Consider the following 12,796-nt stretch of genomic DNA (forward strand, 5'->3'; position numbering starts at 1 on the left):
CCCCGCTCCCTTCGTGGGACGAGGTCAGGGACGGTTCAGCCGCACCGAGTTGATCGGCGTGAGGTCGGCGTAGACCGCGACGCCGGCGGCGATGGGGTCGCCGCAGCCGCCGCCGTTGTACTGGGTGCACAGATTGGCACTGGCTCCGCCGGTCTGGTTGTTGTAGACCCAGTGCATGCCGGTCTGGTTGCGGAGGTTGTGGGCGCCGTAGCTCCAGTAGACGTCGGTGGGGTTGACGGCGGGGTCGGCCTCCGGGTCCTTGCCCTCGGGGTAGATGCAGACCGCGCCGTCGGGGCAGCGGTCCCAGTCGGCGGGCCGGGCCTCGGCGGCGCCGCCGAGGGTGAGGACGGCGGCCGTGGCGGTGGCGAGTGCGGCGGCGCCGCGGATCTTCTTGCGCATGTTTCCCCCTTGCGGGTCTCCTGCGTCGTCGCAGGCCGTGCTTGTCGGTCGGCAACAGCCTGTCCCGCCGGCGGGGCGGGGTCGACGGGTTGCCCGTCGCCCTTCCGTGCCAGGCCCGGGAAACCCGGGTCGACCTGGGCTTTCGTCACGCAGGAGGAAACACCCGGGCGGGTCCGCGGGCCGGGCGGGCGACCTGGGCCCGCGGTCCCGGCCGACGGGGACGGGTCAGCGGTCTCCCTCAGCGGGAGTCCCCCCGGAGGAGCGGGTCAGCTGGTCGAGGACGATCTCGCTCCAGACCTGCTTGCCGCCGCTGACCGGCAGCGTGCCCCACACCGCCGACATCGCCTCGACCAGGAGCAGCCCGCGTCCGCCGGTGGCCTCCCAGCCGATGCTGGTCGGCTTGACGGGCGTACGCGGCGAGGAGTCGGCGACGGCGATGCGCAGCCGGTCGCCCACCAGGGTGAGGTCGAGGCGGACCCTGCCGTCGGTGTGCACCATGGCGTTGGTGACCAGCTCGGAGACGATCAGCAGGACGGCGTCGACCTGGTCGGCACCGCCCCAGGCGCGCAGGGTGCGCCGGGTGAAGCGGCGGGCGTGCCGGACGGCCTCGGGGACGCGCCAGACGGTCCAGCTCTCCCGCAGCGGGCGTACGGCCATGCCGTCGTAGCGCATCAGGAGCAGGGCGACGTCGTCGCTGCGCTGGGCGCTGCCGAGCAGGGCGTCGGCGACGAGACCGAGGTGGGCGGGGTCGCCCGCGGCGAGGTCGGCGGCGAAGCGGGCCATGCCGGTGTCGATGTCGGACCCCACGGACTCCACCAGGCCGTCCGTGGTGAGGGCGAGCACGGTGCCGGGCTGGAGGCGCAGGGGGCTCATGGGGAAGTCGGCCTGGCGTTCCACGCCGAGCGGCAGGCCGCCCTCCACCTCGGCGATCTCCGTTCGGCCGTCAGGGTGACGCAGGACCGGGGGCAGGTGTCCCGCGCGCACGTACCAGGCGGAACCTTCCTCCATGTCGATGTCGACGTAGCAGCAGGTGACGAAGAGGTCGGTCTCCAGGTCGACGAGGAGCCGGTTGGCGTGGGCGACGACGACGTCGGGCGGGTGGCCCTCGGCGGCGTAGGCGCGCAGGGCGGTGCGCATCTGGCCCATCAGGGTGGCGGCGGCCGCGCTGTGGCCCTGGACGTCGCCGATGACGAGGGCGACATGGTTGTCCGGCAGCGGGATGACGTCGTACCAGTCGCCACCGACCTCCAGGCCCGCGGTGGTGGGCAGATAGCGGGCGACGGCCTCGGCGCCGGGCAGTCTGGGCAGGCGGCGCGGCAGCAGCTGGCGCTGGAGCATGCCGACGAGCTCGTGCTCGGCGTCGAAGGCGCGGGCCCTCATGAGGGCCTGTCCGGTGAGGCCGGCGGAGGCGGTGAGCAGCGCGCGCTCGTCGGGGCCGAATTCGTGCGGGGTGTCCCAGCCGATCAGACAGGCACCGGCCATGCGGTTGCCCGCGGGCAGCGGCAGCACCGCGAGGCCGCCGGGGCCGACCTCGGAGAGGGCGGGTTCCAGGTCGGCGTCGGCGGGCCAGATGCGGGCGCGGCCCTCGTCGAGGGCGGCGGCGAGGCTGGGCATGGCGCGCACCGGCGCGTCCGGCCACTCGGTGCGCCACTCCAGCCGCCACAGCTCGGGCCAGGACTCGGGGTCGGGCGGGTCGAGGACGGTGACGACGAGCCGGTCGCCCTCCAGTTCGGCCAGGGCGATGCGGTCGGCCCGCAGCGGCACGCGCAGCGCGGTGACCACGGCCTGGCTGACGTCCCGGACGGTGCCCGCCGTGGCGAGGGCGGCGGCCAGCCGCTGCACCCGGGCGACGTCGGTGACGTCGGAGCGCAGGGTGGAGGCGTCGGCGACGGTGCCGACGAGCCGGGCCGGACGTCCCTCGCCGCCGGGCTGGAGCCGGCCGCGCAGCCGCAGCCAGCGGGGCGGTCCGGTGGGCTGGAGGACCCGGAACTCCAGCTCGCGCTCGCCGATGGACATGTGGTCGGCCTCGGTGACGCTCATCAGCGCGGGCAGGTCCTCGGGGACGGTGTAGCCCAGCAGGGTCTCGACCTTGCCGTCGAAGTCGTCGGGGCCCAGGCCGAACAGGTCCAGGATGTCGTCGCCGACCTCGACGTGTCCGGTGTCCATGGCGAGGACGAACCCGCCGGGGCCCGGCTCGCCGCCCTCGACGCGGTCGGGCGGGACGGGGCAGGAGACGGCGTCGGCGATCAGCTCCAGGCAGACGCGGTCCTCGGTGTCGAAGCCGCCGGGGCGTTCGGTGACGGCCACCAGGCAGCTGCCGTCACGGTCACGGTCGGCGGGCAGCGCGGCCAGCCAGAAGCCGCCCGCGGGGGTGCGGCGTGCATCGGGGTCCTCGGCGAGGTCCTCGGGCCCGCGCCACACCGGCTGCCGGGTGCGATGGGCGTCGGCCGCCGCGGACCGGCCGGTGAGGGGGTAGCCGTCGCGCAGGCCGTACAGGGTGCGCGGGACGCCGGCCGCCTCCACGAGACGGAGCAGGTCGTGCTCGTCCGCCCGGGTGTAGACACCGGCGAAGGTGGCGCCGGTGAAGACGAGGACCTGTTCCAGGACACGGCGCAGCCGTTCCGCCGTGTCCGGGTCGGCGGTGAGAGCTTTCAGCGCGATCTCGGCACGCGGAACCCTGACTCCCCGTCCCTCGGCGCCCGCACTGACCACGTCGGTAATTACAGCGCGGATCAGGCGGCCGCGCAGCCCCTGTGCGCGTTCGGTGAGGTCGTCGCGGAGGGGAGGCCCGAAAGGAACGCGGGGGCGCTCGAAAAGATCCGAACGTCTCTTTACGCGTGCGTTCCTCACGGCGGTCTCGTGACAGCTGCGACTGTCCCGGGCCGGGCGCCGGCTGCGAAGGTCTGAGTGCGGCGACCGAGGGGGGCTCATGGACAAGCGGTACGAGGTGTACGCACTGGCGGACAGCCACTTCTACGACACACCCGACCGGCTGTCGGCGGACGGGCCCGCACCGCTGTTCGAGGCGGCACGCCGTCCGGTGCCGGAGGGCTGGGAGGCGGCGCGGATCGGTGACTGGCTGACAATCACCCCCCAGGCCCCCGCGGGCGGCCCCGCCGAGGGGCCCTCGCAGGGATGGAAGATCCACGCTTCGGCCACCCGGGGGAACGCCGAGCGGACGGCGGCGGTCGTGTGGGACTACTGCGTGCCCCGGCGGATCCCGTTCAAGTTCGTGCCCGGCCCGCATCTGCTGCATCTGCGCAACGCCAAGTACGCGCCCCGCGACGGCAGCGGCAAGTTCGTCACGCTCTACCCGGCCGACGAGGAGCAGCTGCACACCGTGCTGCGGGAACTGGGCGCGCTGCTGGAGGGCTCCGAAGGTCCGTACATCCTCACGGACCTGCGCTGGGGCGAGGGCCCGCTGTACGTCCGCTACGGCGCCTTCGCGCGCAGCTTCACCGTGGACGAGCGCGGTGCGCTGGTGCCGGCGGTGCGTGACGGGTCGGGCCGGCTGGTGCCCGATGTGCGCACCCCGTCGTTCCGGGTGCCCGAATGGGTGACGCTGCCGGAGTTCCTGCGGCCGCATCTGGAGGCCCGCAACACCACGACCGTGGGCGATCTGCCGTACCGCATCGACAAGGCGCTGCACTTCTCCAACGGCGGCGGGGTGTACACGGGCACCGACACCCGCGACGGGCGGCGGGTGGTGCTGAAGGAGGCCCGGCCGCACGCGGGGCTGGCCTCCGACGGCGCGGACGCCGTCACCCGGCTGGAGCGCGAGCGGCAGGCCCTGGAGCAGGTGGCGGGGACGGGCGCGGCGCCCGAGGTGCGGGACTTCTTCGCGCTCGGCGAGCACCGCTTCCTGGTCATGGACTTCGTGGAGGGGCGCCCGCTGAACTCCTTCTTCGCCGAGCGGCATCCGCTGCTCACCGCCGACCCGGACCCGGAGGCGGTCGCCGCCTACACCCGGTGGGCGCTGCGGATCCACGCGCTGGTGGAGGACGCGGTGGAGAAGGTGCACGCCCGCGGGATCGTCTTCAACGACCTTCATGTGTTCAACATCCTGGTCGCTCCGGACGAGCGGTCGGTGTGTCTCGTCGACTTCGAGGCGGCCGCCCCGGTGGCCGAGCACGGCCGGCAGGTCGTCGCCCACCCGGGGTTCTTCGCACCGCCGGACCGCCGGGGCGCCGACGTCGACCGCTACGCGCTGGCGTGTCTGCGGCTGGCGCTGTTCCTGCCGGTCACCACGCTGTTCGTGATCGACCGGGGCAAGGCGGCCCATCTCGCGCGGATGATCGCCGACCAGTTCCCCGGGACACCGCCGGAGTTCCTGGACGAGGCCGTCGCGGAGATCACCCGGGACGCCGCGGGACGGGCACCCGTGCCGCTGGTCGACCCCGCCGACTGGCCGCACAGCCGGGACTCGATGGTCAAGGCGCTGCTCGCCTCGGCCACCCCCGAGCGCTCCGACCGGCTCTTCCCGGGCGACATCGCCCAGTTCTCCGACGGCGGCGGTCTCGGCCTCGCGCACGGCGCGGCCGGAGTGCTGTACGCACTGGAGAGCGTCGGCGCCGAACGGTACGAGGAGGGCGAGCGCTGGCTCCTGGAGCACACCGCGCCGCCGCCCGCCGGCACACCGCTCGGCCTGTACGACGGGCTGGCCGGGGTCGCCCTGGTCCTCGACCTGCTGGGCCACCGGCAGCGGGCGCTGGACCTGGCCGAGGGCATTCTGCGGGAGCGCTGGCAGAACCTCTCCTCCGACCTGCACGGCGGTCTCGCCGGGCTCGGCCTGGTGCTGGGCCGGCTGGCGGAGACGACCGGGGAGAGCGAGCTGCGCGACCGCGCCGCCGAGGCGGCCGGGATCCTCCTGCGGCGGCTCGCGGAGCCCCGGCCGGACACACCCCGCCCGCGGGCCGGGCTGCTGCGCGGGGCGAGCGGACCGGCGCTGTTCCTGCTGCGGCAGCACGAGCGCACCGGAGACCCGGCGCTGCCGGCCGCCGCCGGAGTCGCACTGCGCCGTGACCTGGAGTGCTGCACCGTGCGCGAGAACGGCGCCCTGGAGGTGGACGAGGGCTGGCGCACCATGCCCTACGTCGGCGACGGCAGCGCGGGCGTCGGGCTCGTCCTGGACGACTATCTCGCCCATGCGCCGGACGCCGCCGAGGAGCTGGGCCCGGCCCGCGCCGGGATCGTCACGGCGGCCACCTGCCGCTTCTACGCCCAGCCCGGCCTGTTCCAGGGGCGTGCCGGCATGATCCTGCACCTCGCCCGCACCGACGCCCCCGAGGCGACCGGGGAGATGCTCGCCGGGCAGGTCTCGGGGCTCGGCTGGTCGGCGATGTCCTACCAGGGCCAGCTGGCCTTCCCCGGGCACCAGATGATGCGCCTGTCCATGGACCTGGCCACCGGAACGGCAGGGTGCCTGCTCGCGCTCGGCGCGGCCCTCGGCGGGCTGCCCGACGCCCACCTGCCGTTCCTGCCGCCCCTGCGGCGAACCCCCTGAGACGCGGCTCCGCGACGACGGAGCCGTGACACCACCACCCCGTCCCCACGGGACACCACATGAAGGGAAGGACCGACATGGCACTTCTGGACCTGCAGACGATGGAGTTCGAGGGACACACCACCTCCGAGACGAGCACGGTCAGCCTGCTGTCCTGCGTCAGCGCGGCGAGCGTCCTGCTCTGTCTCTGACCGACACCGCACGCACGGCCCCGGCCGGCCTCCTCCCTCGCGGGAGGGGCCGCCGGGGCCCTGTGCCTGCCGCACGAAGGCGAGGCGTTCCATGAGCTCCCTGAAGACGCCCACGGCGCCCGGGACCCGGGTGGTCGTCCTGTGCCTGGTGAGCCTCGCCGCGACCGGCACCGGGCTGCTGCTGCCCGCGGCGCTCGGCCGGGCGCTGGACGCCGTCCTCGCCCGGGCTCCCGCGACCCGCTGGGTGCTGGTCTGCGCGGCGCTGGTGCTGCTGCTCGCCGTGCTGGACGCGGCCCGGGGCGTGCTCACCGGCACCGTCGACGCCCGGACGACCGCCCTGCTGCGTCACCGGCTGCTGGCGCACGTACTGACGGTGGGGCCGCGTGCCGCCGCCCGTTTCGGGCCGGGGGACCTGGTCGCCCGGACGGTGGGCAACGCCGCCCAGGCCGGGACCGGGCCCGCCGCGCGCGCCGCTCTCGTCGCCGCGCTCGCCGGGCCCCTGGGGGGCGTGGTGGCGCTGGCCCTGCTCGACCTGCGGCTCGCGGCCGTGTTCCTGGCCGGGGCGCCCGTGCTGGCGCTGCTGCTGCGCGTGCTCGCCCGGGACACCTCCGCGTGCGTGGCGGACTACCAGCGGGTGCAGGGGCGGATCGCGGGCGCGCTCGCCGAGGCCGTGTCGGGCCACCGGACCATCCGCGCGGCGGGCGTGGAACGGACCGAGACGGCCCGGGTCCTGCGCCCGCTGCCCGAGCTGTCCCGGGCCGGGCACCGCATGTGGCGGGTGCAGGGACGGGCCGCCGGACAGGCCGTCGCGGTGGCTCCGCTGCTGCACCTGGCGGTGGTCGCCACGGCCGGGGTGCTGCTCGCCCGGCACCGGCTGTCGGTGGGCGAGCTGCTCGCCGCCGCGCGGTACGCCCTCCTGGCGACCGGCGTCGGCATGATGGTCGGCCATCTGTCGGGGCTGGCCCGTGCGCGGGCGTCCGCGGGGCGGCTGGCGGAGGTGCTGGCCGAGCCCGCCCCCGCCCACGGACCGTGCCGGCTGCCGCCCGGGCCCGGCCGGCTGGAGCTGCGCGGGGTGACGGCCCGGCACGGCGACCGGGTCGTCCTGGACGGGATCGACCTGGTCGTGCCCGGCGGGACCACGCTCGCCGTCGTCGGCCGCTCCGGCTCGGGCAAGTCGCTGCTCGCCGCGCTCGCCGGCCGGCTCGCCGACCCCGACGCCGGGGAGGTGCTGCTGGACGGGGTGCCGCTGCGCGACCTCACCCACGACGCACTGCGCGGTGCGGTCGCCCATGCCTTCGACCGGCCCGCCCTGCTCGGCGACACCGTCGAGGACACCATCGGCCTCGGGCCGGGCGTCGCCTCCCCCGCGCGGATCCGCGCGGCCGCCGGCACGGCCCGCGCCGACGACTTCGTACGGCGGCTTCCGCAGGGCTACGCCACCGCGCTCGCGAGGACGCCGCTGTCCGGCGGCGAGGCCCAGCGGCTCGGGCTGGCCCGGGCCTTCGCCCACGGCGGCCGGCTGCTGGTCCTGGACGACGCGCTGTCCAGCCTGGACACGGTGACCGAGGCCCGTGTCACGGACGCCCTGCTCGGCGACGGGTCCGGCACCACCCGGCTCCTCGTCGCCCATCGCGCGTCCACGGCGGCCCGCGCGGACAAGGTCGCATGGCTGGACGGGGGGCGGATACGCGCGGTCGGACCGCACACACAGCTGTGGGCGCACACGGAGTACCGGGCGGTGTTCGGGGACGGCGGGGAGCCGCGTTGAGCGAGGGGACGGCGTGAACGCAGAGGCTGTGGGCGCAGAGGCCGCGGACACGAAGGCCGTGGGCACGAAGGCCGTGACCGGTGAACCGCTGTGGCGGCGGGGGCTGAGGTTCGCCCGGGACCGCCGGCGGGTCGTGGGACGGCTGTGCGGGTGGTCGGTGCTGGAGACGGGGCAGGCGTTCCTCGTCGGCTACGCGCCCGCCCGCGCGCTGGACGACGGGTTCCTGGCGGGCCGCACACAGACCGGGCTGGCCTGGCTCGGCGTGGCCGCGGTGGGGGTCGTGGTCGGCGCGTACGGCACCGCGCGGGTGTACCGGGCCGTCGCCGAGCTGGTGGAGCCGCTGCGGGACCGGCTCGTGGAGCACGTGGTCGGGCGCGGGGTGCGCCGGGCGGACCGGGGCGCGCTGTCCGGGCTCACCCAGCAGGTGGAGATCGCGCGGGACACCTTCGCCGGGCTGGTGCTGGTGTCCCGGTCGTTCCTGTTCACGGCCGTGGGCGCACTGGCCGGGCTGTGCTCGCTGGCCCCGGTCCTGCTGCTGGTCGTCGGGCTTCCGCTGGCCGCGGGGGTGGGCCTGTTCGTGGTGTCGCTGCGGCCGCTCGCCCGCCGCCAGGAGGCGTTCCTGCGCGCCGACGAGGCCCTCGCCGAACGGCTCGGCACGGTCTGCCCGGGGCTGCGGGACATCACCGCGGCCGGGGCGGAGACACGGGTCGCGGCCGACACCGGGACGCTGGTCGAGCATGAGCTCGGGGCCGCGCGCGCACTGGCCCGCTGGTCCGTGCTGCGGGTGGCCGCCCTCGCCGTCGGCGGGCAGCTCCCCCTGGTGCTGCTGCTCGCCGCCGCTCCCTGGCTCCTCGCCCACGGGGTCACCGCCGGCGCCCTCCTCGGCGCCCTCTCGTACGTCGGCCAGTCCCTGCTGCCCGCCCTGCGCGACCTCGTCCACGGCCTCGGCACGAGCGGCGCCCGGCTGACGGTGGTCCTCCGCCGCCTCACCGGGGCGCGGGACGAGGACGGGGACCGGCCCGGGCTGCCGCACCAGGAGGGCGCGGCCGGGCTCTGCGAGGCGCCGCGCCCGGACTCCGCCGCGCTCGACGTCGAGGGCCTCGTCTTCGCGTACGGACCGGCCTCCGACCCCGTGCTGGACGGGCTCGCCCTGCGCGTTCCGGCCGGGGGGCACCTCGCCGTGGTGGGACCGAGCGGTGTCGGGAAGTCGACGCTGACCGCGCTGGTGGCGGGGCTGCTGCCGGCCGGGGACGGGGAGATCCGGGTGTACGGGCACGAGGTGCCGGGCGCGGGGGCGACACGGCGGCGGGTGCTGGTGCCGCAGGAGGCGTACGTGCACAGCGGGACGCTCGCCGAGAACCTGGGACTGCTGCGCCCCGGCCCGGTCCCCGAGGAGGAGCTGCTCGCGGCGGCCGAGGCCGTCGGGCTCACCCCGCTGCTGGAGAAGCTCGGCGGACCGCACGCACCCGTCGACCCCGCCGCGCTGTCCGCGGGTGAGCGCCAGCTCGTCGCGCTCACCCGGGCCTACCTGTCGTACGCCCCGCTCGCCCTGCTCGACGAGGCCACCTGCCATCTCGACCCGGCCGCCGAGGAACGCGCGGAGCGGGCCTTCGCCGAGCGGCCCGGGGGCACGCTGGTCGTGGTCGCGCACCGGATCAGCTCGGCCCGCCGGGCCGGCCGGGTGCTGGTGCTGGACGGCCCGCGCACGGCGTACGGCACGCACGACGAGCTCCTGGACGGCTCGGCCCTGTACCGCGACCTGGTCGGCGGCTGGTCGGTGTCACAGCCAGCCCTCGCCCTGCGCGACGCGGATGGCGTCGACACGGTTGCGGGCCCCGGTCTTGCGGGTGATGGCCGCCATGTAGTTGCGCACGGTCCCGTGGGACAGATGAAGACTCCTGGCGATCTCGGCGACGGAGGCACCTTCCGCCGCCAGGGTTAACACACTCAGCTCACGCCGGGTCAGCGGCATCTGGGCGGCCTTGAGGAACCCGAACCCGAGGGCGTCGTCGACGAACCGGTCCCCCGCGGCGACCCGCCTTATGCCGTCCACCAGGCGCTCCGGCGAGCTCCCCTTGTCGACGTAGCCCGTCGCCCCCGCCTCCAGCGCCCGCCGCAGCAGCCCCGGCCGGTGCGCGGCGGCGAGCACGAGCAGCCTCGTCGCCCCCTGCCCGGCCCCGCACGGGCCCAGCTCGCCCAGGGGCGGCAGACCGTACGTGCCCTCGCACTCCAGGTCCGCCGCGCACACGTCCGGCCGCGCCGAGCGCAGCCGGCCGGGCGCCCCGCGCCACGCCGTGTCGTCCACCCGCAGGTCGGGGACCCGTCCCAGCCAGTCGGCCAGGACCGATCGCACCAGACTCGCGTCGTGCACCAGAAGTACCCGGATCACTGCCGCCCCTTCAGCCTGCCGATGTGCAACCACGGTGTTGCGCGCGTGCCCATTGTTGGTGTCTGCAGCCGTCGGCGCGCGCGAAGATCCGGCCATCGGGGTGCGCGGGGGCGCGTGGACGGCGTTCGCGCACCCGCGCGTGCAACGGGTCTGGGGGCATGGCGCCGGGCACCGCGGGTACCCGTACGCGTTTCGCGGCCGCCCCGCCCCTGCCTCTCGCCGTGCGAGGTCGGCCCGGTGGAGGGAGATTTGAATGCCGGGACCCGCTTGGCGTGCGGGATCCCGTACCGCGCGGGCGAGGAGGTGGTCGGCGTGTCCGACGGGCCCGACGGACAGGCGCCGACGGCTCCCACGGCACCGGTCGGCCGGCCGCTGCTGTCCCTGGCCCTCGCGGCGATGATGGACGAGGTCCACGCGCACTCCGGCGCCGTGTATCTGCTCTCGCCCGACGCGCCGGTGCTGGAGATGGCGGTGATGGCGGGGCTGCCGCGCGCGTTCGCCGCGCCCTGGGAGCGGGTGGGGCTGAGCGCCCCGATCCCGGTGGCCGACGCGGCCCGTGAGCGGCGGCTGGTGTGGGTGGGCGGCGAGGAGGAGATGGCGCGGATCTATCCGCGGATCTCCGTCGTCCTGCCCTATCCGTTCGCGCTGGCGGCGCTGCCGGTGGCCACGCCCGCCACCGTCTACGGGGCGGTGTTCGTCACCTGGCCCGGCGCGCATCCGCCGGAGATGTCCGACCACGAGCGCGATCATCTGACCGCGGCCTGCGGGCGGCTCGCGGTGCGGCTGGAGCGCGCCGCCGAGCGGAGCATGCCGCCGGCCGCCGAGCCGGATCTCGTCGGCGCCCCGGCGGTGAGCGGCGCGTCCGCCACCCTCGGCGCGGTGGAGGCGGCACGGATGGTGTCCCGGCTGCCGTACGGGCTGTGCTCGCTCGATCTGCACGGCCGGGTCGCCTTCGCCAACGCGGCGGCGTCCGAGCTGATCGGGGTCCCCGTCAACCGGCTGCTCGGCACCCAGCTGTGGGCGTCGGTGCCCTGGCTCAACGACCCCGTGTACGAGGACCGGTACCGGGCGGCGCTGCTCAGCCAGCAGGTGGCGTCGTTCGTGGCGCTGCGCCCGCCGGGCGACTGGCTGTCGTTCCGGCTGTACCCGAGCACGACGGGGCTCAGTGTGCGGATCACCCGGGCGCGCGGGGTGGCCCGGCGGGGCAGGGCCGGGACGGCGTCCGGCGAGGCGCAGGACCCCCCGTCACGGCTGGTGACGATCTCCCAGGTGCTGAACCTCGCCGGGGCGCTGACCGAGGCCGTCGGGGTGCAGGACGTGGTGCAGCTGGTGGCCGACGAGATCGTCCCGGCGGCCGGGGCGCAGGCGGTCGTCCTGCTCGCCTCGCGGGCCGGGCGGCTGCACGTGCTGGGGCAGCGGGGCTATCCGGACCCGGACTTCGTGCAGCAGTTCGACGGCACGCCGCTGACCGCGCAGACCCCCGGCGTGCATGTGCTGAACAGCGGGGTGCCCGCGTTCTTCGACTCGCGCGCGGAGCTGGAGCGGCTGTACCCGGCGCGGGGCGCGACCCCGGACGGCTTCGCCGCCTGGGCCTATCTGCCGCTGCTCGCCTCGGGACGCCCGGTCGGCACCTGTGTGCTCACCTACGCCGAGCCGCACGCGTTCCCCACCGAGGAGCGGGCCGTGCTCACCAGTGCGGGCGGCCTGATCGCGCTGGCCCTGGAGCGGGCGCTGCTCTACGACGCCAAGCATCAGCTCGCGCACGGTCTCCAGGCCGCGCTGCTGCCGCACACCCTGCCGTCGATGCCCGGGGTGGAGGCGGCGGCCCGGTATCTGGCGGGCACCCGCGGCATGGACATCGGCGGCGACTTCTACGACCTGGTGCCCACGCCGGGCGGGGCGGCCGCGGTGATCGGGGACGTGCAGGGGCACAACGTGACGGCGGCCGGGCTGATGGGGCAGCTGCGCACCGCGGTACGGGCCTACACGACGGTCGGCCAGGCGCCGGAGCAGGTCATGACGAGCACCAACCGGCTCCTCATCGACCTCGGCGCCGATCTGTTCGCCAGCTGTCTGTATCTGCGGCTCGACCCGGCGCACGGGCGGGCCGTGATGGCGCGGGCGGGGCATCCGCCGCCGCTGCTGCTGCGCCCCGACGGGCGGGTGCGGGTGCTGGACCTGGCGGGCGGGCCGCTGCTGGGCATCGACGGCTCGGCCGCCTACCCGACGACGGAGGTCGCGTTCGCGCCCGGTTCGGTGCTCGTGCTGTACACCGACGGCCTGATCGAGTCCCCCGGCGTCGACATCGAGGACGCCCTCGCCGCGCTCGGCCGGCGCCTCGCCGAGGCCGGGGAGCAGCCCCTGGACCGCCTCGCCGACATCCTGGTCGGCCACCCGGCGGCGGAGGAACGCCTCGACGACGTCGCACTGCTGCTGCTACGGGTCCCCCGCTGAACCGAGAACACCCTCACCGCACCCCCGGCCGACACCCCGCCGAGGCCGGGAAGCAGCCCCTGGACCGCCTCGCCGACATCCCGGTCGGCCAC

7 protein-coding genes and 1 pseudogene are annotated in these 12,796 nt (G+C 75.8%); 5 read left to right on the forward strand and 3 right to left on the reverse strand.

The window, feature by feature from the left end:
• Positions 1–24: 24 nt before the first annotated feature.
• Positions 25–399 (reverse strand): hypothetical protein, encoded by a 375-nt coding sequence (locus tag ACIQGV_RS15120; RefSeq protein ID WP_402494683.1) that lies wholly within the window; start codon positions 397–399, stop codon positions 25–27.
• Between the two features lie 225 nt (positions 400–624).
• Positions 625–3,111 carry a SpoIIE family protein phosphatase gene (locus ACIQGV_RS15125; protein WP_402494685.1) on the reverse strand — a complete coding sequence of 829 codons (2,487 nt, stop codon included), beginning with the start codon at positions 3,109–3,111 and terminating at the stop codon, positions 625–627.
• 217 nt (positions 3,112–3,328) lie between these two features.
• On the opposite strand from ACIQGV_RS15125, the gene lanKC reads away from it, so the two are divergent.
• The 4 genes from lanKC (at position 3,329) to ACIQGV_RS15145 (ending at position 9,803) form a co-directional block, all read left to right on the forward strand.
• Positions 3,329–5,902 (forward strand): class III lanthionine synthetase LanKC, encoded by a 2,574-nt coding sequence (gene lanKC / locus ACIQGV_RS15130; RefSeq protein WP_402494687.1) that lies wholly within the window; start codon positions 3,329–3,331, stop codon positions 5,900–5,902.
• 77 nt (positions 5,903–5,979) lie between these two features.
• Positions 5,980–6,093 (forward strand): SapB/AmfS family lanthipeptide, encoded by a 114-nt coding sequence (locus ACIQGV_RS15135; RefSeq protein WP_402494689.1) that lies wholly within the window; start codon positions 5,980–5,982, stop codon positions 6,091–6,093.
• Between the two features lie 91 nt (positions 6,094–6,184).
• On the forward strand, positions 6,185–7,861 hold the full coding sequence (locus ACIQGV_RS15140; RefSeq protein WP_402494690.1) for an ABC transporter ATP-binding protein: 1,677 nt from the start codon (positions 6,185–6,187) through the stop codon (positions 7,859–7,861).
• Between the two features lie 88 nt (positions 7,862–7,949).
• Complete coding sequence (locus ACIQGV_RS15145) at positions 7,950–9,803, forward strand: ATP-binding cassette domain-containing protein (RefSeq protein ID WP_402494993.1); 1,854 nt, start codon at positions 7,950–7,952, stop codon at positions 9,801–9,803.
• On the opposite strand, the pseudogene ACIQGV_RS15150 reads toward ACIQGV_RS15145, so the two are convergent.
• Positions 9,723–10,346, reverse strand: a pseudogene (locus tag ACIQGV_RS15150) (LuxR C-terminal-related transcriptional regulator); the annotation flags it as partial. The gene ACIQGV_RS15145 and the pseudogene ACIQGV_RS15150 overlap by 81 nt on opposite strands.
• Positions 10,347–10,553: 207 nt before the next feature.
• Between ACIQGV_RS15150 and ACIQGV_RS15155 the strand changes: the two are divergent.
• The gene (locus ACIQGV_RS15155) at positions 10,554–12,704 is read left to right on the forward strand and encodes a SpoIIE family protein phosphatase (RefSeq protein ID WP_402494996.1); all 2,151 of its coding nucleotides are present in this window, start codon (positions 10,554–10,556) and stop codon (positions 12,702–12,704) included.
• Positions 12,705–12,796 lie beyond the last annotated feature (92 nt).

Origin of the sequence: Streptomyces sp. NPDC093094 (genome assembly GCF_044754345.1) — a bacterium.
Taxonomy (GTDB): domain Bacteria; phylum Actinomycetota; class Actinomycetes; order Streptomycetales; family Streptomycetaceae; genus Streptomyces.

Bases quoted from the DNA above. Each gene is read 5' to 3' on its own strand.
- ACIQGV_RS15140 (WP_402494690.1), top strand. From the start codon at position 6,185: ATGAGCTCCCTGAAGACGCCCACGGCGCCCGGGACCCGGGTGGTCGTC.
- ACIQGV_RS15135 (WP_402494689.1), top strand. From the start codon at position 5,980: ATGGCACTTCTGGACCTGCAGACGATGGAGTTCGAGGGACACACCACC.
- ACIQGV_RS15120 (WP_402494683.1), bottom strand. From the start codon at position 399: ATGCGCAAGAAGATCCGCGGCGCCGCCGCACTCGCCACCGCCACGGCC.
- lanKC (WP_402494687.1), top strand. From the start codon at position 3,329: ATGGACAAGCGGTACGAGGTGTACGCACTGGCGGACAGCCACTTCTAC.